Origin of the sequence: Microbacterium sp. NPDC089321, from assembly GCF_040684935.1 — a bacterium.
Taxonomy (GTDB): Bacteria; Actinomycetota; Actinomycetes; order Actinomycetales; family Microbacteriaceae; genus Microbacterium.
This window is the reverse complement of record NZ_JBFBGX010000002.1, coordinates 853,703-876,470: the sequence shown is the minus strand read 5'-3', so window position 1 is coordinate 876,470 and position 22,768 is coordinate 853,703. Positions and strand designations below refer to the sequence as shown.

At 69.0% G+C, this 22,768-nt stretch carries 24 protein-coding genes and 1 tRNA gene; 13 read left to right on the top strand and 12 right to left on the bottom strand.

Annotated elements, in window-relative coordinates; genetic code table 11:
• The first annotated feature begins 9 nt into the window (after positions 1–9).
• The 5 genes from AB0N59_RS12235 to AB0N59_RS12215 all read left to right on the top strand — a co-directional run bounded on the left by AB0N59_RS12235 (position 10) and on the right by AB0N59_RS12215 (position 5,240).
• Positions 10–495: a ribose-5-phosphate isomerase gene (locus AB0N59_RS12235; protein ID WP_363483456.1), complete on the top strand. Its 486-nt coding sequence runs from the start codon at positions 10–12 to the stop codon at positions 493–495.
• Position 496: 1 nt separating this feature from the next.
• Positions 497–1,507 carry a DNA-formamidopyrimidine glycosylase family protein gene (locus tag AB0N59_RS12230; RefSeq protein ID WP_363483453.1) on the top strand — a complete coding sequence of 337 codons (1,011 nt, stop codon included), beginning with the start codon at positions 497–499 and terminating at the stop codon, positions 1,505–1,507.
• Positions 1,508–1,597: 90 nt separating this feature from the next.
• Positions 1,598–3,079: a sodium:alanine symporter family protein gene (locus tag AB0N59_RS12225; protein WP_363483450.1), complete on the top strand. Its 1,482-nt coding sequence runs from the start codon at positions 1,598–1,600 to the stop codon at positions 3,077–3,079.
• A 35-nt stretch (positions 3,080–3,114) separates the two neighbouring features.
• Positions 3,115–3,756, top strand: coding sequence for an FMN-binding negative transcriptional regulator (locus AB0N59_RS12220; protein WP_363483447.1), 642 nt, complete (start codon positions 3,115–3,117; stop codon positions 3,754–3,756).
• Entirely contained in the window at positions 3,753–5,240 is a 1,488-nt protein-coding gene (locus AB0N59_RS12215) for an amidohydrolase family protein (RefSeq protein WP_363483444.1), read from the top strand. Before AB0N59_RS12220 ends, AB0N59_RS12215 begins: the two co-directional genes overlap by 4 nt.
• Before the next feature lie 68 nt (positions 5,241–5,308).
• Here the strand turns inward: AB0N59_RS12215 and AB0N59_RS12210 are convergent, their stop codons facing one another.
• The gene (locus tag AB0N59_RS12210) at positions 5,309–5,794 is read right to left on the bottom strand and encodes a DNA starvation/stationary phase protection protein (protein WP_363483441.1); all 486 of its coding nucleotides are present in this window, start codon (positions 5,792–5,794) and stop codon (positions 5,309–5,311) included.
• 139 nt (positions 5,795–5,933) lie between these two features.
• Here AB0N59_RS12210 and AB0N59_RS12205 point away from each other — a divergent pair, with 139 nt between their 5' ends.
• On the top strand, positions 5,934–6,470 hold the full coding sequence (locus AB0N59_RS12205; RefSeq protein ID WP_363483438.1) for a gamma carbonic anhydrase family protein: 537 nt from the start codon (positions 5,934–5,936) through the stop codon (positions 6,468–6,470).
• A 32-nt stretch (positions 6,471–6,502) separates the two neighbouring features.
• Positions 6,503–6,576 (top strand) — tRNA-Ile (locus AB0N59_RS12200).
• Between the two features lie 11 nt (positions 6,577–6,587).
• Here AB0N59_RS12200 and AB0N59_RS12195 read toward each other — a convergent pair.
• Positions 6,588–6,794, bottom strand: a complete 207-nt coding sequence (locus AB0N59_RS12195) for a CDGSH iron-sulfur domain-containing protein (RefSeq protein WP_363483435.1) — start codon at positions 6,792–6,794, stop codon at positions 6,588–6,590.
• A 169-nt stretch (positions 6,795–6,963) separates the two neighbouring features.
• On the opposite strand from AB0N59_RS12195, the gene AB0N59_RS12190 reads away from it, so the two are divergent.
• Positions 6,964–8,013, top strand: a complete 1,050-nt coding sequence (locus tag AB0N59_RS12190) for an iron-containing redox enzyme family protein (protein WP_363483432.1) — start codon at positions 6,964–6,966, stop codon at positions 8,011–8,013.
• On the opposite strand, the gene AB0N59_RS12185 is transcribed toward AB0N59_RS12190, so the two are convergent.
• Positions 8,001–8,243: a hypothetical protein gene (locus tag AB0N59_RS12185; protein ID WP_363483429.1), complete on the bottom strand. Its 243-nt coding sequence runs from the start codon at positions 8,241–8,243 to the stop codon at positions 8,001–8,003. The genes AB0N59_RS12190 and AB0N59_RS12185 overlap by 13 nt on opposite strands.
• 143 nt (positions 8,244–8,386) lie before the next feature.
• Between AB0N59_RS12185 and AB0N59_RS12180 the strand changes: the two genes are divergently transcribed.
• Positions 8,387–9,397, top strand: coding sequence for a YihY/virulence factor BrkB family protein (locus AB0N59_RS12180; RefSeq protein WP_363483426.1), 1,011 nt, complete (start codon positions 8,387–8,389; stop codon positions 9,395–9,397).
• 10 nt (positions 9,398–9,407) lie between these two features.
• Here AB0N59_RS12180 and AB0N59_RS12175 read toward each other — a convergent pair whose 3' ends face one another.
• Positions 9,408–10,274 carry a DUF72 domain-containing protein gene (locus AB0N59_RS12175; protein ID WP_363483423.1) on the bottom strand — a complete coding sequence of 289 codons (867 nt, stop codon included), beginning with the start codon at positions 10,272–10,274 and terminating at the stop codon, positions 9,408–9,410.
• Between the two features lie 96 nt (positions 10,275–10,370).
• Between AB0N59_RS12175 and AB0N59_RS12170 the strand changes: the two genes are divergently transcribed.
• Complete coding sequence (locus AB0N59_RS12170) at positions 10,371–10,577, top strand: hypothetical protein (protein WP_363483420.1); 207 nt, start codon at positions 10,371–10,373, stop codon at positions 10,575–10,577.
• Between the two features lie 11 nt (positions 10,578–10,588).
• Here the strand turns inward: AB0N59_RS12170 and AB0N59_RS12165 are convergent, their stop codons facing one another.
• Positions 10,589–11,842, bottom strand: a complete 1,254-nt coding sequence (locus AB0N59_RS12165) for an alpha/beta fold hydrolase (protein WP_363483417.1) — start codon at positions 11,840–11,842, stop codon at positions 10,589–10,591.
• Entirely contained in the window at positions 11,842–13,863 is a 2,022-nt protein-coding gene (locus AB0N59_RS12160; protein ID WP_363483414.1) for a DUF262 domain-containing protein, read from the bottom strand. The genes AB0N59_RS12165 and AB0N59_RS12160 overlap by 1 nt, the downstream gene beginning before the upstream one ends.
• A gap of 170 nt (positions 13,864–14,033) precedes the next feature.
• Between AB0N59_RS12160 and AB0N59_RS12155 the strand changes: the two genes are divergently transcribed.
• Positions 14,034–14,807 carry a hypothetical protein gene (locus AB0N59_RS12155; protein ID WP_363484237.1) on the top strand — a complete coding sequence of 258 codons (774 nt, stop codon included), beginning with the start codon at positions 14,034–14,036 and terminating at the stop codon, positions 14,805–14,807.
• A 179-nt stretch (positions 14,808–14,986) separates the two neighbouring features.
• Positions 14,987–15,490 (top strand): DUF3145 domain-containing protein, encoded by a 504-nt coding sequence (locus AB0N59_RS12150; protein ID WP_363483411.1) that lies wholly within the window; start codon positions 14,987–14,989, stop codon positions 15,488–15,490.
• Between the two features lie 162 nt (positions 15,491–15,652).
• Here AB0N59_RS12150 and AB0N59_RS12145 read toward each other — a convergent pair whose 3' ends face one another.
• Complete coding sequence (locus tag AB0N59_RS12145) at positions 15,653–17,059, bottom strand: PLP-dependent aminotransferase family protein (protein WP_363483408.1); 1,407 nt, start codon at positions 17,057–17,059, stop codon at positions 15,653–15,655.
• Positions 17,060–17,154: 95 nt separating this feature from the next.
• Between AB0N59_RS12145 and AB0N59_RS12140 the strand changes: the two genes are divergently transcribed.
• Positions 17,155–17,838, top strand: a complete 684-nt coding sequence (locus AB0N59_RS12140) for a hypothetical protein (protein ID WP_363483405.1) — start codon at positions 17,155–17,157, stop codon at positions 17,836–17,838.
• A gap of 69 nt (positions 17,839–17,907) precedes the next feature.
• Here AB0N59_RS12140 and AB0N59_RS12135 read toward each other — a convergent pair whose 3' ends face one another.
• The 5 genes from AB0N59_RS12135 to AB0N59_RS12115 all read right to left on the bottom strand — a co-directional run bounded on the left by AB0N59_RS12135 (position 17,908) and on the right by AB0N59_RS12115 (position 22,768).
• A complete protein-coding gene (locus AB0N59_RS12135) occupies positions 17,908–19,146 on the bottom strand; it encodes a beta-ketoacyl-[acyl-carrier-protein] synthase family protein (protein WP_363483402.1) in 1,239 nt (412 codons plus the stop codon).
• Positions 19,147–19,228: 82 nt separating this feature from the next.
• Complete coding sequence (locus AB0N59_RS12130) at positions 19,229–19,477, bottom strand: acyl carrier protein (protein ID WP_099195056.1); 249 nt, start codon at positions 19,475–19,477, stop codon at positions 19,229–19,231.
• Positions 19,478–19,539: 62 nt separating this feature from the next.
• Positions 19,540–20,538, bottom strand: coding sequence for a beta-ketoacyl-ACP synthase III (locus tag AB0N59_RS12125; RefSeq protein WP_363483399.1), 999 nt, complete (start codon positions 20,536–20,538; stop codon positions 19,540–19,542).
• Positions 20,535–21,455, bottom strand: a complete 921-nt coding sequence (locus AB0N59_RS12120) for an ACP S-malonyltransferase (protein ID WP_363483396.1) — start codon at positions 21,453–21,455, stop codon at positions 20,535–20,537. The genes AB0N59_RS12125 and AB0N59_RS12120 overlap by 4 nt, the downstream gene beginning before the upstream one ends.
• A gap of 122 nt (positions 21,456–21,577) precedes the next feature.
• The gene (locus AB0N59_RS12115) at positions 21,578–22,768 is read right to left on the bottom strand and encodes a PucR family transcriptional regulator (RefSeq protein WP_204976584.1); all 1,191 of its coding nucleotides are present in this window, start codon (positions 22,766–22,768) and stop codon (positions 21,578–21,580) included.

Here is a 22,768-nt window from a genome sequence, read left to right as displayed (position 1 = left end):
ATGGTCCTCATGCGCATCCACATCGCCACCGATCACGCCGGACTCGACTTCTCGACCCGTCTGCAGGAGCATCTCCGCAGCTCGGGGCACGAGGTGATCGACCACGGTCCCGTGGAGTACGACGCGCTCGACGACTACCCGGCGTTCTGCATCCGCGCGGCGCAGGCGGTCGTCGCCGACCAGCGCGCAGGCGTCGAAGCCCTGGGCGTCGTCTTCGGCGGCTCGGGCAACGGCGAGCAGATCGCCGCGAACAAGGTCGAGGGCATCCGTGCTGCCCTGGTCTGGAATCTCTCCACCGCAGAGCTCGCACGCGAGCACAACGATGCGAACGTCATCTCGATCGGCGCGCGCCAGCACAGCTTCGACGAGGTCATCTCGTTCATCGACCTGTTCATCGCGACCCCGTTCCCTGGCGACGAGCGTCACGTGCGCCGCATCGGTCAGATCGCCGACTTCGAGAAGGACGGGTCGCTGCTGCCCGACCCGCGGGCCTGACATGCCCGAGGGCCACTCCGTCCACCGCATCGCCCGGCAGTTCTCGCGCAACTTCGTCGATCGGCCCGTTCAGGCGTCCAGCCCTCAGGGCCGCTTCGCCGAGGGCGCGGCTGTGCTCGACGGGCGCGAGATGCTGCGCGCCATGGCGGTGGGAAAGCAGATGTTCCTCGAATTCGAGGACGCCGTGTGGCTGCGGGTGCACCTGGGGCTGTACGGCGCCTGGGACTTCGCCGGCGAGATCGTGGCCGACGCGACGATCGCCTCGGCCAACGGGCGCATGGGGCAGACGAACCAGCGCGGCACCGACCTGGGCTCGGACGACATCGAGGCCATCTACGACGATGCCGGCGAGAATTCCCTGACGTCGATCGGCGCCCCCCGCCGGTCGCGTGTCCACGTGCGCATGTCGGAGCAGACCAAGGGGCTCGTCGACGAGAGCGAAGAGTGGCCACCTCCGGTCGTCGGCCAGGTGCGACTGCGTCTGCTCAACGACACGACCTGTGCCGACCTGCGCGGGCCGACCGCGTGCGTGCTCCAGACCACCGACGAGATGCTCGCGACGATCGCCAAGCTCGGACCGGACCCTCTCGTCGGCGACATCGCCGAGGGGGAGGAGCGCTTCGTGCGCATCGTGCGCCGCAAGCCCACGCCGATCGCCCTGCTCCTCATGGATCAGTCCGTGGTCAGCGGCATCGGCAACGTCTACCGTGCAGAGATGCTCTTCCGTGCCCGACTGGAGCCGCACACCCCCGGTCGGGATGTGCCCGAGGAGACGGTGCGCGAGCTCTGGCGCGACTGGGTCAAGCTTCTCGCCGTCGGCGTGGAGACCGGGCAGATGATGACGATGGACGGGCTCTCCGGCGATGCCTACCGAGCAGCAATGGCGAGCCGTGACGACCGGCACTGGGTGTATCACCGCGCAGGACTTCCCTGCCGGGTGTGCGGCACGGAGATCGCACTCGAGGAGATCGGGGCGCGCAAGCTCTACTGGTGTCCTTCCTGCCAGCGCTGACGGCGACACCTCCCCGCGCGGCCGAAGCTGAGTGCGCGCTGTGAATAGGATGGCTGAGTCCGTCCGCAACGCCGCACGACAGGAGATCCCATGGACCTTACCGGCCTGCAGGCTGTGCTCGAGAACATCAGCTCTTGGATCTGGGGACCATGGGTCCTCATCCCGCTGCTTCTCGGAACCGGCCTCTACCTCACGATCCGCCTCGGCGGCCTTCAGTTCCTCCGCCTCGGCGCTGCGCTGCGCCTGGGCCTGTTCACGCGCAGGGACGCGGGGTCCGATGGCGACATCTCGCAGTTCCAGGCGCTGACCACCGCACTCGCTGCGACCGTGGGCACGGGCAACATCGTCGGCGTCGCGACGGCGATCGGCATCGGCGGCCCCGGTGCACTGTTCTGGATGTGGGTGACCGGCCTGCTCGGCATGGCGTCGAAGTACTCCGAGGCGTTCCTGGGAGTGCGCTACCGCACCACCGATGCCGCAGGGGAGAAGTCGGGTGGCCCGCAGTACTACCTCGAGCGCGGCATCCCGAATCGCTTCGGCAGGTTCCTCGCCCTGTTCTTCGCGATCGCGGCCGTCTTCGCCTGCTTCGGCATCGGCAACATGACCCAGGGCAACTCGATCTCGGCGAACCTCGAGCACAGCTTCAACGTCCCGACCTGGGTCACCGGCATCGTGCTGACGGTCTTCGCGATGCTCGTGCTGGTGGGAGGCATCAAGTCGATCGGACGGGTCACGGCGGGCTTCGTGCCGGTGATGATCATCTTCTACGTGCTCGGCGCGATCTACATCCTGATCGCGAACATCGGCGGAGTGCCCGCCGCGTTCGCGCAGATCTTCACCGACGCCTTCACCGGAACGAGCGCTGTCGGCGGCTTCGCCGGCTCGGTGATCATCATCGCGGTCCAGTACGGCGTGGCGCGAGGGATCTTCTCGAACGAGTCGGGCATGGGGTCGGCGGCCATCGCGGCCGCGGCGGCCCAGACGAGCCATCCGGTGCGCCAGGGCCTGGTGTCGATGACGCAGACCTTCATCGACACGATCATCGTCGTCACCTGCACCGGTCTGGTCATCATCACCACAGGTGTGTGGAACATGACCGATCCCGAGACCGGCGAGCAGATCGACGCGGCGCTGATGACGGGCGAGGCCTTCTCGCACGGCCTGCCCGGGGAGTGGGGTCACTACATCGTGACGATCGGCCTCGTGATGTTCGCCGGCTCCACCATCCTGGGGTGGTCGTACTACGGCGAGCGCAACATCGAGCGCCTGATCGGACGCAAGGCCGTGATGCCGTTCCGCATCGTGTTCTCGCTGGTCGTCTTCATCGGCTGCACCGTGCAGCTCGGTGTGGTGTGGGCGTTCTCGGATGTGATGAACGGCCTCATGGCCATCCCGAACCTCATCGGGCTGCTTCTGCTGTCGGGGCTCATCGCGCGCGAGACCAAGAAGTACCTCGACAACGATCCCAAGCTCACGGCGACGACCGACGAAGTCAATGCCTTCATGGCCGGCGATCAGGCCTTCGAGGACTGGAAGACCCAGGCCGTCCCCGTGGTGAAGTCCAAGGTATGAGACGTCTTCGGCCGGGTCGGTCATAGGCTGGTGGGGTGCGTCAGAACCCCAGCTTCGCCATGACAGACCCGGCCGAACTGCGTCGGATCATCGAGCTCCACCCGTGGGCCACCCTCGTCAGCGATACGGCGGATGGTCTGGTCGCCTCCCATTACGTCGTGCTGCTCGATGACGAGCGCGACGATCTCACCGTCGTCGGGCATCTCGGGCGCCCCGACGATCTGATCCACGGGCTCGGCGACCGCGAGATCCTGCTGGTGTTCCAGGGACCTCATGGCTATGTCTCTCCCGGCTGGTACGGCGACGTTCAGGCCGTGCCGACGTGGAATCACGTCTCCGTGCACCTCAGCGGAGTTCCCGAGATCCTCTCCGACGTCGAGAATCTGCGGGTGCTCGAGCGCATGGTCGACATCTTCGAGAAGCGGATGCCGAGTCCTCGCGGCATGTGGCAGCTGCCCAACGACGATGCGTTCGTGAACCGTCTCGCTGCGGGCACGGTCGGATTCCGACTGACTCCCTCCAGGGTCGTCGCCAAGCGCAAGCTCAGCCAGAACAAGCCTGCAGAGACCGTGGACGAGGTGATCGCGGCTCTGGAAGGCGAGGGTCCTTATGCCGATGCGGCGCTGGCCGCCGAGATGCGCCGCGCGCGCGATGCGCGTGAGGGGCGCGAGGCATGATCGCTCGCGGTGACCGGGTCGACGTCATTCGGGCGGTGCGTCTGAGCGGCCAGCTCATGCTGACCTTCGGCGACGACCCCGTCGACCTGGTCGTGCAGGGCGGGCGCATCGTCGACATCGCGCCGACCGGCGCGCTGCGTCCCGCAGGGGCGGTGCTCGAAGGCGAGGGGCGCCGCGTCGTGGCGGGTCTCTGGGATCACCACGTGCACACCGTGCAGTGGGCGCTGAACGCGGAGCGATCACCGCTCGGCGACATGCGGTCGGCCGCCGAAGCCGCTCGCGCGATGGGCGAGGCGGAAGCTCTCGCCGACGGCCGTCGCGTCGGCGCGGGTATGCGCGACGCGCTCTGGCCCGACGCGCCGTCGCTTGCGCTGATCGACGAGCGCACCGGTGAGGAGCCCACGTACCTGATCAACGCCGATGTGCACAGTGTGTGGCTCAACACCGCCGCGTTCCGGCGAGAGGGCTTCGCGCCGACCGCCGACGGGATGCTTCGAGAAGAGGATGCGTTCGAGATCTCCCGCCGGCTCAACGCGGCGGATGACAGCACGGCGGATGCTGCCGTGCGTCGTGCCGCTGATCGCGCGGCCGCTCGGGGTGTGACAGGTATGGTCGATTTCGACATGGCATGGAACGCGGATGCCTGGCGGCGGCGAGCGGATGCCGGATTCGACGCGCACAGAGTGGAGTTCGCCTTCTATGCGGCAGACCTCGCTCGCGCGATCGAGCGTGGACTGCGGACAGGGGAGAAGCTGCCCGGGACCGGCGGTCTCGTGAACGTCGGCCCTCTCAAGCTCATCACCGACGGCTCACTCGGCACCCGCACGGCCGCGTGCTCGCACGCCTATGACGACGATCCTTCCAACTTCGGCGTGCTCACGATCGAGCCTGATCGCCTTCGCGATCTGCTCACTCTGGCGACGGCGTCGGGCATCGATGTGGCCGTGCACGCCATCGGAGACCGAGCGGTCGCGTCTGCGCTCGATGCCTTCACCTTCACCCAGGCGCGGGGAACCATCGAGCATGCGCAGCTGGTGCGGCACGCCGATCTCGCACGGTTCGCGCGTCTCGGCGTGATCGCCAGCGTGCAGCCGGAGCACGCTGTGGACGATCGCGACATGGTCGGCAGCCTGTGGCGCCATCAGCAGGCGCTGAGCCACCCTCTCGCGTCGCTGCTCGCGGCGGACATCCCTGTGCGCTTCGGATCCGACGCCCCTGTTGCCCCGCTCGACCCGTGGCTCACGATCGCGGCGGCGGTGCACCGCACCGGCGATGATCGCGAGCCGTGGCAGCCGAATGAGCGCGTGAGTATCGATGCTGCGCTGCGGGCGAGCAGCCGTCATGGCGAGACCGAGATCGAGCTCGGCGGCATCGCCGATCTCGTGCTGTGCGACGTCGATCCGCTGACCGCGGATCGTTCAGCGCTGAGCCGGATGCCCGTGGCCGCGACTGTGCTGGGTGGCAGGCTGACCCATCTGTCCTGATTCCGACGTGACGACGAAGAGGAGGGCACCGCAGCAGCGCTGCGGTGCCCTCCTCTTCTGACGCGGTGTCAGGCGGCGATGTGCGAGATGAGGAACCAGCGGTCCTTCTCGAGGCCGCGCTGGATCTCGATCGCGACGTCCTGGCTGGTGAGGTCGACCTCGTCGAGACCGTCGACGGCAGCCTTCACATCGACGAGGATCGCGTCGATGTCGCCGATGACGGCGCGGATGAGCTCGGCGGACTGCTCGAAGCCGGCGGGAACGGCGGTCTGGCCGGCCTTCGCGGCGACGGTCTGCACGCGCGCGTCGATCGGCAGTCCCAGGGCGACGATGCGCTCCGCTGCCGTGTCGGCGAAGTCACCGGCGTGCTCGACGATCGTGTCGAGCAGTTCGTGCACGCCGACGAAGTTCGCGCCGCGCACGTGCCAGTGCGCCTGCTTGCCGTTCACGGTGAGCGCCTGAAGACCGTGCACGACGGGGGAGAGGAACTGCGCTGCGGCCGCAGCGACGGTCGGGTCGACGGCGATGCTGGGTACGGTCTGGGCGTTGCTCATGTGAACCTCCGGGTGTCTCGTGTCACGTCCTGTGAGTACAACGCTACTCAGCGAGAACCATTCCGCAAGCAAGCGTAGGCAACGCTTACCCGGTCGTTCTGCCGCGGAAACACGCGGAAGTGAGGGTAGTCTCACCTTCATGGACATCTCCGCTCAGGCCTCTGTCATCGCCCTCGGAAGCCGGGTTCCGCGCATCGCCGCCGACGTCTTCGTGGCCGACGGCGCGCGCATCGTCGGCGACGTCACCCTGGGCGAGGCGGCGAGCGTCTGGTACAACGCCGTCCTGCGCGGCGACTCGGCGTCGATCACGCTCGGAGCGCGCAGCAACGTGCAGGACAACGTGTCGGTGCACGTCGACAGCGAGCACCCCGTGGTCATCGGCGACGACGTATCCGTCGGTCACAACGCGGTCGTGCACGGCTGCACGATCGGCGACGGGTCGCTCGTCGGAATGGGCGCAGTGGTGCTCAGCGGTGCGGTGATCGGCGCGGGGTGCCTCATCGCAGGCGGTGCAGTGGTGCTCGGCGGCACGGAAGTACCCGACGGCTCGCTCGTCGCGGGAGTGCCGGCGAAGGTTCGCCGTTCGCTCACGGATGAAGAGCGCCGCGGTCTGCTCGCCAACGCCGGCATCTACCTCGACCACACACGCACGCATGCATCGGCACAGACGCAGTAGGCGGCGCAGCGGGCGATAGGCTGGTGACTTACGGGGCGGTGGCCAAGCTGGTTAAGGCAGTGGGCTCATAACCCAACGATCGTCGGTTCAAGTCCGACCCGCCCTACTCTTCCGAGGTCAGTCGTCGGTGCGGAACCCCGATGTCTTGTGCGCACCGTCGCAGAACGGCTTGATCGACGACAGCCCGCAGCGGCACAGCGCGATCGTCCGGCGATGGCGCTCGACCGGACGCCCCGCCGCCGTCTGCAGCTCCACATCCCCGCGTACCAGGAGCGGCCCGTCCGTGCAGGCGGTGATGGTGGGGGTCTCGCTCGTCGCGGTCATGCGGGCTCCTCGTCGCGGTGTGTTCCGAGTGTGGCGAGCCCGGCTGAGGGAGGACAGGGTCTTGACGACCCGTGCCGGACCGTGTCAAGGCCTGTCATCGGGCGGTGACCGAGACTTAGGGTTGCGGGAACAACGGTCCCGGATGGGATCAGCCTGACGAAGGAGCACCATGACGCTCAGCCTCTCCGCCGACCACACCACCTCCGCCATCACCGCACGCGGTCCGCTCAGCAGCGAGCTGCTGGAGGTGCTGCTGGATCGAGCGCCGGATCGGGCTGAGGCGCTGCCGCAGCTCGCACGAGAGGCGGTGCTCGTCGAGGACCCGATCACCGACGACGACGTGCAGCTGTCGCTGTTCCTCCTGTATGCCGTGGCGTACGGCTCGCTGCCCGAATTCAGCGCGCACTGGGAGTGGGACGCCTCGCTGCTCACCGCACGCGCCGTGCTCGAGCGGGCGTTCGAAGACGCCGTTCGCGCGTCGGCTCCGCTGGTCGTGGCTCCCGAGCCGACGCGCGAGTCCGTGGCAGCAGCGCTGTTCGCACTGACCGCGCCGCAGCCCGGTCCGAGCCTCTCGCACTTCATCAGCCGCAAAGCCGACATCGAGCAGGCTCGAGAGCTCCTCATCCAGCGGAGCGTGTACACGCTGCGTGAGGCGGACGCCCACTCGTGGACGATCCCCCGCCTCACGGGACGGGCCAAGGCGGCGCTCATCGAGATCCAGGCCGACGAGTACGGCGGCGGCCGGGTCGAGCGCATGCACCAGGTGATGTTCGCGCGCGCGATGCGCGGAGCCGGGCTGGACGACACCTACGGCGCGTACGTCGAGCAGGTGCCGGCCATCACGCTCGCCTCCTTCAACCTGATGACGATGTTCGGTCTGAACCGGCGTCTGCGCGGGGCGTCCGTCGGACACCTGGCGGTGTTCGAGATGACGTCATCGCTGCCCTGCCGCGCGATCGCGGAGGGACTGCGGCGGGTCGGGTTCGGCGATGACGTCGCCGCTTACTACGACGAGCACGTCGAAGCCGACGCGGTCCACGAGCAGATCGCGGGGCGTGATCTGGCTGGATCGCTCGCCGAAGACGAACCGGAGCTGCTCGAAGACATCCTGTTCGGGGCGTCGGCCTGCCTCACCATCGACGGCTGGGCGAGCGAGCACGTCCTGGAGGCCTTCGAGGCCGGTCGCAGCTCGCTCCGCACGCAGCCTCAGTCGGACTGATCGTCGTCCGCCGGCTGCGCCTGACCACTCTCAGCGGGCTGGGCAGCGGCTGCATCGGCGGTATCGCTCTGCGGGCCGCCGATGACGCCGATGCCGACGGCCTCGTGGTCGGGCTCCGGCTGATCGGGATGCTCGACCTTCGGCTCCTCACCTGGCTCCTTCTCGGTGCTCGGCTCCTCGAGCTCCTCGGTGGTGGGCTCTTCATCGGGCTGTTCGTGGATGTTCGACATGGCAGCTCCTTTCCGGTGTCCACCGTGGTCGAATCGCGCGGACCCGGCAAAGGGGTTGACCGGCGGCCAGGGCGGGCTAGCATCGCGGATCTGCTCGCCGCAAGGCGGATGGCATGAGGGCATGGATACGGCATCCTTTAGGGATGGGGACAGACGCGCCGGATTCCGGTGGCACGCATCGCGACGGCGAGCGCAGAGAGGCGACCGCACTCATCATCAGGAGGGTGGCGCGGGGCTTCTTCCGCACCTACTCGCCGGATGCAGCAGCCGGTCTGACGTTCTACGCGATTCTCGCGATGTTCCCGGCCCTGATCGCGGCGTTCTCGGTCATCGGCGTGTTCGGTGAGAAGCGGGGAGCCGCCACAGCCGTGCTCGATGTGCTCGGCGAGGTCGCGCCCGCGGACATCGTGCAGGCCCTGCGCCGACCGCTCGAGCAGGTGGCGTCGACCGCCGGCGCCGGCTGGCTCCTTGTGCTCGCCCTGATCTTCGCACTGTGGTCGGTCGCCCGGTATGTGACGGCTCTCGGCAGGGCGATGAACCGGATCTACGGAGTCCCCGAGGGACGAATGTTCTGGAAGGCGAAGCCGACCCACCTGCTGGTCACGCTCGCGGTGTTCGTGCTCGTCATGATCGCCTGCGGCCTGGCGGCCCTCAGCTGGCCGCTCGCGCAGTCGCTCGGCAGGGTCCTGGGGGCCGGTGAGGTCGCGCTGACGGTCTGGCGGATAGCCCGCTGGCCGGCCCTGGTGCTGGTGGTGTGCCTCATCGTCGCGATCCTCTACTACTTCGCACCCAACATCGCCCACCCCCGGTTCCGCCTGATGAGCGTCGGCGCTCTGGTCGCCATCGGCGCCTTCGCCGTGGCATCGGTCGGCTTCGGCTTCTACGTCGGCAATCTCGCCGACTACGACCGGCTCTACGGCTCGTTCGCAGGAGTGGTCATCTTCCTTCTGTGGCTGTGGATCGGCAATATCGCCCTGCTCGTGGGTGCGCTCTTCGACGCCGAGCTCGAGCGGGTGCGCGAGCTGCGCCGGGGCGTTCCTGCCGAGCGCGAGCTGCAGATCCCCATGCGCGACACCACACGGCTGGAGAAGACGGCCGACAACGACGTGGCGGATGAGCGCCTGGCGCGTCGTCTGCGCCGCTCCCGCAGGTGAGCGCCGCGGCTCACCGCGGCGGCGGCGCGTCGCCGACCAGTCGGGCGAGAGCCAGCGCGTCGTGCGGCGCGTGCCCGCGCGCATCGTTGTCGGAGTAGACCCACACGTCGCGTCCGTCGCCCGCGGCTGCCCAGCGCCGGCAGCGACCGGCCCAGGTCTGCAGTTCGTCGGCCGAGTAGCCGCTCGTGTACAGCTCAGATGCTCCGTGCAGGCGCACGTATACGAGATCCGCGTCTCCTGGTTCGAACTGCGGCCATCTGCCGGCTGTGTCTGCGACCGCCAGCGCGACGCCGTGACGATTGAGGATCTCGGTCACCGCTGAGTCGTCGAAGGTCTCCGATCGGGGCTCGAGCGCGTACTGCAGTGGTCGTTCATCGACGCCCTCGAGCCATGCACGTCCGCGCATCCGCTCGTCGTGCCGCTCGGCCAGAGCCCGTGCCTCGCTCGTCGTGCGCGGCAGACCCGCGAGGAAGGCCTCGAGGACGTCGCGCTCGAACCGCTGTCGCTCCGGCAGCTGCCACAGGATCGGGCCGAGTGTCGGCCCGAGGGCGAGCACTCCCGATGCGAAGAAGTTCGCCAGGGCGGTGCCGGCATCGCGCAGCCGCAGCATGTGCGAGATGTAGCGGGAGCCCTTCACGGCGAAGACGAAGTCGTCCGGCACGGCTGCCCGCCAGCGCAGGTAGCTCTGCGGTCGCTGCAGCGAGTAGAACGAGCCGTTCAGCTCGACGGTCGAGAAGTGCTCGCCGATGTAGGTCAGCTCGGCCCGTTGGACGAGGCCGTCCGGATAGAAGTCGCCGCGCCACGAGCGGTAGCGCCACCCCGAGGTGCCCACGCGCACCGCGTGACGGCCGGAGGCGACTGCGTCCTGTGGCATCATCCGGATCACCGTAGAGCCGGGGTGCCGGCGACTCCACGCCCTTGACGCGATGAGCGTCGGCGGTCACGCTGGGTACCCATCGCGAAGGAGGACAGCATGAGCGGATATCCGGACGGGCCGACGGGCGAGATCCCCGAGGCGGACGCCCTCGAGCAGACGCGTGAGCAGACCGAGGAGCCGCTCGACCCGGAGCGCACGGTCAGCGACCCCGCCCCGGACGGGATCCGGGCCGATCCTGCCGACGTCATCGAGCAGAGCATCGCGGTGCCCCTCGACGAAGAGGAGCGGGAGGCCGACGGCTGATCGGCCGAGGCTCAGCGCACGCGGCGGTCGTGTGCGAGATCGATCAGGCGGGGGAGCACGTCGCCGGCTCGCAGCCCGTTGTGCTCATGCTCGCTGGTCACCCAGGTGCGCACACCCGGAAGCAGCCGGGCCGTCTCCATGGAGTACTCGAAGGGCACGTACACGTCATTGACGTACACCGCTGCGGCTCCCACCGCTCCGGATGCCTCGATCGCGGCCGCGTCGTAGATCGCGGGCCACTCATGGTCGGCGAGCGCCAGGGCGACATCGCGCCAGGGTCGGAACGCCGGCACCGTCTCGGTCCATTCGCGGCGGATGTGCTCGCCGGTGAAGAGCGAGGGGTCCGCTGCGAAGTCGGAGGGCTCGACGCGTTCCGCGGACCAGCGGGTGGCGTGGCCCGAGGCATAGCTCGATTCGTGGAACACGTAGTACAGCGGGTTGCGCCCGCCGTACGCCAGCGCCGCGGCGAGGTCATGACGGAACGCGTTCGATGCGGGGTCGAGTTCGAGCAGCGACCAGAGCGTCTGCCAGCCGTCGTTGGTGCCGAGCGCGGAGCCGGCTGAACGGAGCCGCGACAGCGATACGACCTCGCCATCGGGCAGCACGATCTCGCCCGCAAGGGCGAGATCCGCAAGCCGGCGCATGCGGTCGCGGTGCTCGGGGAAGCGGTGGTAGTACCGTTCCGACGCGTCGCGCATCTTGTCATAGCAGAGCGCGTACACCTCGTCGGGCGTGCGGTCGACCGTGCTCAGCCCGCCCGTGATGTAGACGCGGTCGAGCGACGACGAATCGGTCGAGAGGTAGGCGAGGGTCGTGAACCCGCCGAACGACTGCCCGAGCACGTTCCAGCGCTCAGCCCCGAGGTGCGCCCGGAACGCCTCGCAGTCACGGACGATGGCATCCGCCCGCAGATGGGTGAGGTGCTCGGCGACAGCCTCGGCGCCGCGCTGCAGGTCGCCGTCGCCCACGGGCGTGGAGCGGCCTGTGCCACGCTGATCGAGCAGCACCACGCGATGTGCGACGAGAGCGGCATCGAGCCACGACGGCGCAGACGGCCCGTGGAACGGACGCGGCGCCTCGTGACCGGGGCCGCCCTGAAGGAACACGAGGTAGGGCAGATCCTCGCCGCCCTCGCGGCTGACGACGGCGGCGAAGACGTCGATCGTCCGCGCGTCCGCGGGGTCGCCCCACACGAGGGGGAGGGTGAGCGTGTGCTCTTCTACGGTGAGGTCCTGCATGCGCCGGACGACGGTCGTGGCGGTCATCACATCACGTTCCCTATGTACGAGTACTTCACGAACACCTCCGAGGCGATGCCGGACTCCTCCAGCACCCCCTGCAGGGCGGTCATCATGTAGTGCGAGTCCCAGCCCATGTAGAGGAAGTGCGACTGGTCGAACTCATCCCACTGGCCTTTCCACGCCATCTCGCTGTAGAGCGGTCCGCCGTGGCGGGCGCTGTAGGCGAGGGCGGCGGGACGGTCGTCGGTCCACGCGCGGCGGAAGACCCGGTTGAACAGAGCGCGGACGTCCTTGATCTCCCAGTGCTCTCCGCGGTACTCGCAGTAGTCGAACTCGCGATCCCATCCGGCGGGCCAGCCGCGCCGGCGCACCGCGTCGAGCACAGGGGTCAGACCGTCGTCGTCGATCTCCTCCACGTCCGGTCGCGCCCAGATCCGCACGAGCTCTTCGGTCAGCCGCACGGTGCGCGCGGCGATCGCCGCCGTGTTCCATGCGGGGACGCCGGCCAGTTCGCGGGTCGCCGGAACCGCGCTGCGGGCGTAGGCCAGGTCGCGCTTCTCGGGGAACGACGCGCCGAAGACACGCAGAGTGAGAGAGTCCTCCAGCAGCGTCAGATTGCCGAGAGTCGGGGTCAGCGCGCGGTGAGCGTTCTGCTCATCCTCGCTGTACTCCTTCCACTCCCGAACCCCGTCGCCGCTCCATGACGTGGCGGGGACCGGCGGGACTATGGTCTCCACGTCGTAATCGGCGAGATCCTCGACTCCCGCGATGCGGCCGAGCACGTAGGCCGGGTGGGGCAGCTCGCCGTACTTCAGCACCGCGCTGATCCGCTCATCCGACGGGGTGATGCGCGCGATCGCGCGCATGAGGGTGTCGCGGCCCACTGCCTGGGCGCGGCAGAGCCGCGCGATCAGGCGGTCGCTCGGCAGACCGACGATCGCACGGCGCAGGAACAGCGCCTGGATCCACTCCAGCACCTCGATGAGCTGGTCGCGGCTCATGACGCCCCGGCGGTGGTCGCCGTAGGCGCTCATCGCGAGCGGGTACGAGGTGCGGCCGAAGGTGTTCACATTGCGCAGCTGGGCGCGGATCCCGGCATCCGGCTCACGACTCGGGTCGAGCAGGATGCCGTAGATCTCGGCGTACTCGCGCCAGACCTGCGCGTCGTCGCGCAGCCGGTCGAGATCGACCCGGGGGAAGGATGCCCGGAACGCGGCGTACACCCCATGCTCGCCCGCCGCATCGATCTCGCGTCCCGTGGTCATGACGAGGTAGTGGCGCCAGAAGGCGCCGATCGTCTCTCCCGTGTGCTGCTCGACCGGAAGCCAGAACTCCTCCTCGATGCGCAGCTGCTCGGAGTGCGAGAGACCCATCAGGATGTAGTTGTGGATCAGCTCGTGATCGCGCAGCGGCTGGCCGGTGGAGTTGAGGCTCTCGAAGATCTGCTGCGCGCTCGCCTGCGGGCCGAGCGTGATCGAGACGTGCTCGAGGCGCTGCAGACCACGCCAGATCGTCGGCGCCTCGTCGGCGTGCACCTGGCTGCGGAAGAACGCGTAGTTGTCGTCGAAGCGCGACTCGCGGTCCGCGTCGCCACGACGGTCGAGCACGACCGACTCGTAGAGCTCCGCCCAGGCGTGATGCGGACGCAGCTTGGTGCGGCTCGCATCGTCGGCGCGCACCAGCACCCGCTCCAGCTCGGAGGCCAGCGCGGAGTCGCTGTCGCGCACCGCGTGGTGCAGCGCGGCGATCAGCAGCATGATCGTGGTGATGCGCTGCTGACCGTCGATGAGGATCAGGTCGCCGGTTCCGGCATCCGGGTCCGCCTCTGACGCCGCATCGTGGCCCGACAGGATCGAGCCGATGAAGTGCCGGTGACCGTCGTCTTCACCGGCGACGGCCCTGATGTCGGAGAGCAGCTTCTCGCAGCCGCCGATGTCCCATCGGTACTGACGCTGGTACACCGGGACGACGATGTTGGTCGTCGGGGCGGAGAGCCACTGGATCGTGCCCGTTGCGTGTGCTTCGACATTGGTGGCCGTTGCCATGGCTGCGTGATTCCTCCGAGCGGCGGGGTGACGGTCCGCCGGGTCGAGTCTAGCCCGCGGCCATTTTCTCCGGCCGTGCCAGCCGGCGCGTTCAGGGCCCCGATGTAGGCTTGCCTAAGTAGGGCCTGTTAAAACGTGCTGGCCCATTACGAAAGGACATGACTCAGATCATGGGATACATCAAGTCCGCAGCCCTCGAAGACAAGGGATTCGTCATCCTCGACCCGTACGGCGAGGAGATGGACCCGAAGGAATGGCTCGACATCGAGTACGTCGACTGGAAGTCCTCGGGCGACACCCGCTTCTCGCCGCTCGCCAGCGCCAAGGGTGAGATCGAGTGCAACGGGTTCTGGAACCACAAGCCGCCGCGCACCGACAAGGACGGCGTCTGGATCGACTCGCAGACCGCGATCGCTCCGACCCTCACCGCCCGCGCCAAGGAGCCGGGTGCCAACGTTGGACGCTGCCGCGTCATCGAGCTGCAGCCGACCCCGTACGGCGAGTGCCTCTACAACCTGCACCAGGACGACAACAACCGTCTGAACCCCGACGGCACCGGCTGGGTCGTGCGCGGATTCTTCAACCTCACCGACGACAAGGACAGCTACTTCGTCCTGCGTGAGAACCGCACCGACCCGAGCATCGAGTACCGCATCGCCCTTCCGGCGGGCGCTCAGCTCATCGTCGACACCCAGCGTCTGTGGCACGCCACCACGCACAACGGCACCGAGCCGCGCTACTGCCTCATCACCTCGTGGGAGTCGGGCCCCGAGCTCGACGCCTACATCGAGAAGTACCACGGCACCGACCAGCACGAGCAGGTCGAGGTTCCGCAGGACGTCCTCGAGGCCGGCTACGCCGAGCAGGCCCGCCGCGACGCCGCTCGCGCCGCCTACTACGCCGCGAAGGGCCAGCAGGCCAAGCTCGCGATGAGTGAGGCGTAAGCAGCCGAATCGGCTCACCACGGCGGCCCCGGTCCTCAGGATCGGGGCCGCCGTCGCATATCGAACCACACGGTTGTGATTCCCGCTGTTCTGGGCGATAATCGCCGTACAACCGCATAGTTCGCCGCATCTTCGGATCAGGTCGTAGGGGAAGACGTACCTGATGAAACGGAGAGATCATGGCGACGGGATACGCACGCGGAGTGGTGTTCATCCACTCCGCTCCACGCGCGCTCTGCCCGCACCTCGAATGGGCGGTGGGACGCGCTATCGGTCGTGCCGTCAGCTTCGACTGGACCGATCAGCCGGTGCAGCAGGGCACTCGTCGCGCCGAGTTCTACTGGGACGGTCCGGCCGGCACCGGCGCTGCTCTCGCGACCGCGATCCGCGGGTGGGAGCACCTGCGCTTCGAGGTGTCGGAGGACCCGACTCCGGGCAGCGAGGGCGGCCGATGGCTGCACACGCCCGACCTCGGCATCCACTACGCGCAGACCGACTCCGCCGGCAACATCGTGATCGGCGAGGACCGCATCCGCTATGCGATGGAGATCGCCGCCGGCAACGCGGCCGAACTGCAGCGCGAGCTCGACGTGGCACTCGGCTCGGCCTGGGACGAGGAGCTCGAGCCGTTCCGGCATGCCGGCGACGACACGCACGTCGTCTGGCTGCACAAGGTGGGATAAGCCGGCGAGCCTCCGCGACGGGTGTCGCGGGGCGAGGCCCAGAGACCTGCGGAGGAGGCGCCGGTACCGGGACCCGGTGATCGCACCCGGGGATCGAGAAAGCGAATCCTTCGCACACGACAGGAGCCCCCTGCGGGGAAGCAGGGGGCTCCGCCGCGCCCGTCAGATGACCGTCGCCCGCGGAAGCTCCCCGGCATGCGCGACGGAGCCGTCGCACACGTCCTCCCAGGCGAGGCGCAGGCGGTCGATGGCCGCCAGCGTGCGCTCCGGCGGCAGGGTGATCGGAATCCGCAGACGTCGGTCCAGCACCCCGCCGGTCGCGAACCTCGGGCCGGGCGGGAGCACGAGCCCGTGCTCGCGCGCCGCGAGCGAGAGCTGCGTCGACACGGGCGCGCCCAGATCCAGCCAGGCCGACAGTCCGCCGGGCGTCGGCGGCATCTGCAGCCCGCTGATCCCCTCCAGACCGGTCGCGACCGCGGCTCGCCCCGCGCGCAGACGGGCCGTCACGTGGGCCGAGAGAGAGGGCATGTCGTCGAGCAGCTCGATGGCGATGCACTGCTCGAGCAGCGCCGTGCCCAGCTCGAAGGACGGTCGAACGGCGAGCAGACGGCCGACGAGGTCGCGGTCGGCGCGGATCCACCCGAGACGCATGCCGCCCCAGGCGATCTTCGACATGGAGCCGATCGAGATGACCTGCGGGCTGTGCGCGGCCAGGGGAGTCGGCGTCCAGCCCCTGTCGATGTCGAGTTCGGCAGTCGTCTCGTCGACGATGAGGCGTGTGCCTGCGCTCCGGGCCGTCGCCGCGATGCGCGCCCGCGACTCTTCGGGGAGGCTTGCCCCGGTCGGATTGTGGAAGTCCGGAATGAGGTAGCCGATGTGCGGTCGGGCGCGCAGCAGGAGGTCCATCAGGTGGTGCGCGTCCCACCCGTCGACGTCCACGGGCGTGGGAACCATCCGATATCCGTGGCGGCGCAGCGCCTCGATGGCGTGCGGAAAGGTCGGCTGCTCGACGAGCGCGCGTTCCCCACGGCGTCCGATGGTCGCGAGAATGAGGTTCATCCCGTTGAGCGCGCCCGACGTCACGATGATCTGGTCGGCACTGGTGGGCGCTCCGCGCTGCGTGAAGCGCTGGGCGATGGCATCCCGCAGCTCCGGCAGCCCCTGCAGCGAGTACCCGCTCGTGCCGCGCATCGCCGCGAGCCGCGGGAGGGAGCGCACGGTCGCGTCGTAGAGACCGGGCGTCGAGTCCATGGACGCGATGGAGAGGTCGATCGACTCCGCACCGCCGTCTGCCGGTGGGAGCGCGCCCGGCGCATGGGGGAGCGCGACCAGGGTGCCGCCTCCGTGCAGTCGCAGCGCGTAGCCGTCGCTCTCGAGCAGGTCGTAGACCCGCGTGATCGTCGAGCGCGACCGTCGCAGCTCGGCGGCGAGGGCCCGCTCGCTGGGCAGCCTCTCGCCGACCGTGAGCCGGCCGTCCAGGATGAGTGCGCGGATCTGCATCGAGAGTGCGGACGCAGAGGCTCCTGCAGCGCTGTGCGCGCCGATCTGCTCGACGAGGCGGGAGGACATGATTCCAGCATGCCGCAGAGTGGCATCGCAGAAGCAGGCCACTTCCTGCAGAGTGGTCTCGCTCGACGCCGCTCGCGCAGCGCCAGCATGTAGGCATGTCACTCCACTCCGTCCTGCTCCCCATCGCCTACTCGTCTCGTCGTGACCTCCTCGAACGCTTCGCGCAGCTGCTGTGCGGACTCGTGCTCTACGGAGTCGCCATGGGCCTGATGGTGCGCGCGGGCGTGGGGGTGTCGCCGTGGGACGTGCTGGCACTCGGCCTCACCGAGCGCACCGGGCTCGGCTTCGGCGTGATCACCTGCCTGATCGCGGGAGTCGTGCTGCTGCTCTGGATCCCGCTGCGCCAGCGCGTCGGCGTCGGCACGCTGCTGAACGCCGTCGTGCTCGGACCGTCGGCTGACATCACTCTCCTGCTGGTGCCGCCGATGCCATCGCCGTGGGCGGGATTGCCGCTGTTCCTCGGCGGACTGGTGCTGCTGGCCTTCGCCACGGGCATGTACATCTCCGCAGACTTCGGCCCTGGACCGCGAGACGGGCTCATGACCGGTCTGGTCAGACGCACCGGGCGGCCCGTCTGGCTCGTCCGGACGCTGCTCGAGGGCGGTGTGCTGGTGATCGGGTTCCTTCTCGGCGGGCCCGTCGGCGTGGGCACTGTGATCTTCGCGTTCGGGGTCGGACCGCTGATCGGCTGGTTCCTCCCGATGTTCACGAGGACCCGTGCGCGACGATCCGGTTCCGTCACCACCGCCCCGGGTGCGCACGCGCTCCCGGCGGGATGATCGGCCGCGCCGGTCAGGAACACGCAAGCGGCCCTCGAGTCTCCTCGAGGGCCGCTTCGGTTCTGCTCGTCAGTCCGCGCTGCGGAACGCGACGACGGCGTTGTGCCCGCCGAAGCCGAACGAGTTGCTGATGGCCAGCAGGTCGCCGTCGCCGAGCGGCTGCGGCTCGGTCGAGAGCTTGAACGGCACGGCCGGGTCGGGCTCAGTCATGTTGATCGTGGGAGGCGCGACGCGATCACGCAGCGCGAGGATCGTGAAGACGGCCTCGAGCGCACCGGTTCCGCCGAGCAGGTGTCCCGTCGATGCCTTGGTCGCCGACACGGGGATCTCGTCGATGCGTGAGCCGAACACACGCTTGAGAGCCTCGTACTCGTTCGGGTCGCCGACCGGGGTCGAGGTGGCGTGGGCGTTGATGTGGGCGACCTCGTCGGGCGAGGCTCCGGCCTGAGCGAGCGCCGCCTCGACGGCGCGGGCGGCACCCGCGCCCTCGGGGTCGTTACCGGTGATGTGGTACGAGTCGGCCGTCACGCCGCTGCCCACCACATAGGCGTAGATCTTCGCGCCGCGGGCCTTGGCGTGCTCCTCGGTCTCCATCACGAGGGCGGCCCCGCCCTCGCCCATCACGAAGCCGTCGCGGTCGATGGCGCCGGGGCGCGATGCCGTCTCGGGGGAGTCGTTGCGGCGCGAGAGAGCCTGGGCCGACGAGAACGATGCCATGGTGATCGGGTGGATGGCGGATTCGGCGCCACCGGCGATCACGACATCCGCCAGGCCGTCCTGCAGGTGCTGGTAGGCGTTTCCGATCGATTCGGTGCTCGACGCGCATGCGCTCACGACCGTGCGGGCGTACGCCTTGGCGTTGAAGTGCAGCGAGAGGTTGCCGGCGCCGGCGTTCGGCATCAGCATGGGCACGGTCAACGGCATGACGCGACGCGGGCCCTTCTCGCGCAGAGTGTCCCAGGCGTCGAGCAGCGTCCAGATGCCGCCGATGCCGGTCGCCCAGTCGACGCCGAGGCGCTCGGGGTCGACGTCGGGTGCTCCTGCGTCTTCCCATGCCTCACGCGCCGCGATCATGGCGAACTGCGTCGACGGGTCGAGACGCTTGGCCTCGTGACGAGGCAGCACCTCTTCCGGACGCACGACGGCCTCGGCGGCGAACTGCACGGGGATCTGGTACTTCTCGACCCAGTCGTGCGTCAGGGTGTGAGTGCCCGACTGGCCTGCGAGCAGGTTCGCCCAGTTCTCGGGTGCCGTGCCGCCCAGGGCGGAGGTGGCGCCGATGCCGGTGACGACGATGCGCTTGGTCATGGGTGTCCTTCGGGAGGAGGGGGATCAGAGCAGGAAGGAGGATGCCACGCCCCGCGGTCCGCGGGGGTGGCATCGAGGGGTGTTACTCCTGGCCGGCGACGATGAAGTTGACGGCGTCGGCGACGGTCTTGAGGTTCTTGACCTCGTCGTCGGGGATGGTCACGCCGAACTTCTCCTCGGCGTTGACGACGATCGTCATCATCGAGATCGAGTCGATGTCGAGGTCGTCGGTGAACGACTTCTCCATCTGGACCTCGGAGGCGTCGATGCCCGTCTCGTCGGTGACCAGCTCAGCGAGGCCGGCGAGGACCTCGTCGTGGGTGAGAGCCATGGTTTCTCCTTATTCAGAATTGGTTGGAACCGGTGAACAGTCTAGGGAAGGGGCGCGCCCGATCAGGGAAGCACGACCACCTGCGCGCCGAACACGAGCCCGGCGCCGAACCCGATCTGCAGCGCCAGTCCGCCGCTCAGCTCGGGATGCTCTTCGAGCAGTCGGTGCGTGGCGAGGGGGATCGAGGCGGCAGAGGTGTTGCCCGTGGTCTCGATGTCGCGCGCGATGACGGTGGTCTCGGGAAGTTTCAGCTGCTTGGCGAACTCCTCGATGATGCGCAGGTTCGCCTGGTGCGGGATGAAGGCCGCGAGGTCGGATGCCTCGATGCCGGCCTTCTCGAGCGCTTCGCGCGCGACCTTGGCCATCTCCCAGACCGCCCAGCGGAAGACCCGAGGACCCTCCTGGCGGAGCGTCGGCCACGGAGCCTTGCCGTCGCGGAAGTCCGTGAGAGTGTGGTTCATGCCGACGAGGTCGGCCTTGGAGCCGTCCGAGCCCCACACGGTCGCCGAGATGCCGGGGGTCTCGCTCGGGCCGATGACCACGGCGCCCGCGCCGTCGCCGAGCAGGAACGAGATGCTGCGATCGGTCGGGTCGACGACATCCGACAGCTTCTCGGCGCCGATGACCACGGCGTGACGTGCAGCACCGGCCCGGATGAGGGCGTCGGCCTGGGCGACCGCGTACGCGTAGCCCGCGCATGCGGCGTTCATGTCGTACGCGGCAGCGGGCGTGGCGCCGATGCGGTCGGCCACGATCGCGGCGACGGAAGGGGTCTGCTTCGGGTTGCTGATCGTGGCGACGATGACCAGGTCGATCTCGGCGGGGTCGATGCCGGACCGCTCGACGGCCTCTCTGGCGGCGTCGGCCGACAGCTCGATCGCGCTCGTCTCGGCGACAGCCCGGGTGCGGGTGATGATGCCCGTGCGCTGCCGGATCCACTCGTCGCTGGAGTCGATCGGACCGACGAGATCGTCGTTCGGCACCGAGTTCTCGCCGCGAGCTGCACCGACGGAGTAGATGCGGGTGTACGCGGCGCCGGTGGCCTGCTTGAGGGTGCTCACGAGACTGCTCCATTCAGCAGCTCTGCGGCTGCGTCGAGGTCGTCGGGGGTCTTCACCGCGACGTTCGGGATGCCGCGCAGGCCTCGTTTCGCGAGCCCGACGAGCGCGCCCGCCGGCGCGACCTCGATGAAGCCCGTGATGCCTGCCGAGGCGAACGACTCCATGCAGAGGTCCCAGCGGACGGGTGACGAGACCTGCGTGACGATGCGGTCGAGAGCGTCCTGTCCGCCCTGCACCACGGAGCCGTCTCGGTTGGACCACAGCGTGACCGTCGGGTCGCTCGGGCTGACGTCGGCCACCGCGGCGCGCAGCGTGTCGACGGCGGGGGCCATGTACGAGGTGTGGAAAGCACCGGCCACCTGCAGCGGCATGACCCGCACGCCGCGCGGAGCGCGCTCGGCGAGCTGCGCGAGAGCGGACAGCTCGCCTGCGGCCACGATCTGACCGGCGACGTTGTAGTTCGCCGGGGTCAGCTCCAGCTCGTCGAGCAGAGCCAGGACCTCGTCGGCGTCGCCGCCGAGCACCGCGCTCATGCCGGTGGGCGTCTGCGCTGCGGCATCCGCCATCGCCCGGCCCCGGATGCCGACCAGACGCATCGCCTCGGCAGCCGTCAGCACCTCTGCGCCGACCAGCGCGGCGAGCTCGCCCACCGAGTGACCGGCGACGCCGTCGGCGTGGCGGCCAGCGCGCTGCGCCAGCTGATCCGCCGCGATCAGTGATGCGGCGACGATGAGCGGCTGCGCGATGCGCGTGTCGCGGATCGTGTCTGCGTCGGACTCGGTGCCGTGTGCGATGAGATCGACCTCGGCGGCCTCGGAGTAGGCGGCGAGCTGATCGGCGACGCCGTCCAGCTCGAGCCAGGGTGCGAGGAAACCGGGAGTCTGGGAACCCTGTCCGGGCGATGCGACGACAATCACCAGTCCAGTCTGCCAACGATCGGCCGCCGACGGTGGATGAAACATCACAACAATCAGCAGATCGATTGTGCGTGGCGCACAGTCGCGCCGGTGGCGGACCGCCACCGGCGCGGGTGGCAGGCTCAGCGGCGTCGCTGGATGGCCCGTCGGCGAGCAGGCTCAGCGGCTCCGATCGAACCCAGGATGAGTGCCGTCTGCAGGATCAGCGCCTCGCGCGGTCCCGTCGCGTCCCACCCGATCACCTCGGTCACGCGCTTGAGCCGATAGCGCACCGTGTTCGGGTGCACGAACAGCTCCCGCGCAGTCGCCTCGAGCGAGCGTCCGTTGTCGAGATAGCTCCACAGGGTCGTGACCAGATCGGTCGAGTGCGCCTGCAGGGGGCGGAAGATCCGCTCGATCAGCGTCTGCTTGGCGAGCGTGTCACCGGCGAGTGCGCGCTCGGGCAGCAGATCGTCGGCCTCGACGGGGCGAGGCGCACCACGCCAGGCGCGGGCGACGGCGAAGCCCGCCAGAGCTGCTCGCGCGCTCTGGCCGGCGTCGACGAGTGCCGAGACGGGCGGGCCGAGCACGACGTATCCCGGGCCGAACGACGGCTCGAGACGCTGGGCGATCTCGCTGAACGGCAGGTCCTCGCCCTCGTCCTCCTTGCCCGGTACCTGTGCGCGTCCGATCACGAGCACGAGCCGCGAACCCTGCACGCCGATGAGCACATCGACCGACAGGCGCCGTGCCGTGCGTCGCACGAGGTCGACGTCGAACTGCGGGGGAGTCGTGCCGACGATCACGCAGACCTCTCCGTGACCGTGCCATCCGAGGGCCGCGATGCGGCTGGGCAGCTCCTCGTCGGCCTCACCCGTGAGGATGGAGTCGACCACGAGCGCCTCGAGCCGGGCATCCCACAGCCCCCGCGCCTCGGCGGCGCGGGCGTACACATCGGCCGAGGCGAACGCCACGTCACGCGAGTAGAGCAGGATCGCCTCGCGCAGATCCTCGCCGCGACCGGCGACGCGTTCCTCGGTGACCTCCACCGTCACGCGGATCAGCTGCAGCGTCTGCTGCAGGCTGACGCTGCGCAGCAGCTCACGGGGAGCGGCGGCGAAGATGTCGGCGGCGATCCACGGAGTCGAGGTGGGATCTTCGTACCACTGGATGAACGAGGTGATGCCGGCCTGGGCCACCAGCCCGACGGCGGAGCGTCGGGCCGGTGGCATGTCGGCGTACCAGGGCAGGGTGTCTTCGAGCCGCTTGATCGTCACCGTCGCGATGTCACCGGAGATCCGGCGCAGCCAGGCGAGAGTCGCGGCCTTGTCCAT

What these genes read in the sequence shown, in the direction of transcription:
- AB0N59_RS12235 (WP_363483456.1), top strand. Translation starts at nt 10, where the DNA reads ATGCGCATCCACATCGCCACCGATCACGCCGGACTCGACTTCTCGACC.
- AB0N59_RS12230 (WP_363483453.1), top strand. Translation starts at nt 497, where the DNA reads ATGCCCGAGGGCCACTCCGTCCACCGCATCGCCCGGCAGTTCTCGCGC.
- AB0N59_RS12225 (WP_363483450.1), top strand. Translation starts at nt 1,598, where the DNA reads ATGGACCTTACCGGCCTGCAGGCTGTGCTCGAGAACATCAGCTCTTGG.
- AB0N59_RS12215 (WP_363483444.1), top strand. Translation starts at nt 3,753, where the DNA reads ATGATCGCTCGCGGTGACCGGGTCGACGTCATTCGGGCGGTGCGTCTG.
- AB0N59_RS12210 (WP_363483441.1), bottom strand. Translation starts at nt 5,794, where the DNA reads ATGAGCAACGCCCAGACCGTACCCAGCATCGCCGTCGACCCGACCGTC.
- AB0N59_RS12205 (WP_363483438.1), top strand. Translation starts at nt 5,934, where the DNA reads ATGGACATCTCCGCTCAGGCCTCTGTCATCGCCCTCGGAAGCCGGGTT.
- AB0N59_RS12195 (WP_363483435.1), bottom strand. Translation starts at nt 6,794, where the DNA reads ATGACCGCGACGAGCGAGACCCCCACCATCACCGCCTGCACGGACGGG.
- AB0N59_RS12190 (WP_363483432.1), top strand. Translation starts at nt 6,964, where the DNA reads ATGACGCTCAGCCTCTCCGCCGACCACACCACCTCCGCCATCACCGCA.
- AB0N59_RS12185 (WP_363483429.1), bottom strand. Translation starts at nt 8,243, where the DNA reads ATGTCGAACATCCACGAACAGCCCGATGAAGAGCCCACCACCGAGGAG.
- AB0N59_RS12180 (WP_363483426.1), top strand. Translation starts at nt 8,387, where the DNA reads ATGGGGACAGACGCGCCGGATTCCGGTGGCACGCATCGCGACGGCGAG.
- AB0N59_RS12175 (WP_363483423.1), bottom strand. Translation starts at nt 10,274, where the DNA reads ATGATGCCACAGGACGCAGTCGCCTCCGGCCGTCACGCGGTGCGCGTG.
- AB0N59_RS12170 (WP_363483420.1), top strand. Translation starts at nt 10,371, where the DNA reads ATGAGCGGATATCCGGACGGGCCGACGGGCGAGATCCCCGAGGCGGAC.
- AB0N59_RS12165 (WP_363483417.1), bottom strand. Translation starts at nt 11,842, where the DNA reads ATGACCGCCACGACCGTCGTCCGGCGCATGCAGGACCTCACCGTAGAA.
- AB0N59_RS12160 (WP_363483414.1), bottom strand. Translation starts at nt 13,863, where the DNA reads ATGGCAACGGCCACCAATGTCGAAGCACACGCAACGGGCACGATCCAG.
- AB0N59_RS12155 (WP_363484237.1), top strand. Translation starts at nt 14,034, where the DNA reads ATGGGATACATCAAGTCCGCAGCCCTCGAAGACAAGGGATTCGTCATC.
- AB0N59_RS12150 (WP_363483411.1), top strand. Translation starts at nt 14,987, where the DNA reads ATGGCGACGGGATACGCACGCGGAGTGGTGTTCATCCACTCCGCTCCA.
- AB0N59_RS12145 (WP_363483408.1), bottom strand. Translation starts at nt 17,059, where the DNA reads ATGTCCTCCCGCCTCGTCGAGCAGATCGGCGCGCACAGCGCTGCAGGA.
- AB0N59_RS12140 (WP_363483405.1), top strand. Translation starts at nt 17,155, where the DNA reads ATGTCACTCCACTCCGTCCTGCTCCCCATCGCCTACTCGTCTCGTCGT.
- AB0N59_RS12135 (WP_363483402.1), bottom strand. Translation starts at nt 19,146, where the DNA reads ATGACCAAGCGCATCGTCGTCACCGGCATCGGCGCCACCTCCGCCCTG.
- AB0N59_RS12130 (WP_099195056.1), bottom strand. Translation starts at nt 19,477, where the DNA reads ATGGCTCTCACCCACGACGAGGTCCTCGCCGGCCTCGCTGAGCTGGTC.
- AB0N59_RS12115 (WP_204976584.1), bottom strand. Translation starts at nt 22,768, where the DNA reads ATGGACAAGGCCGCGACTCTCGCCTGGCTGCGCCGGATCTCCGGTGAC.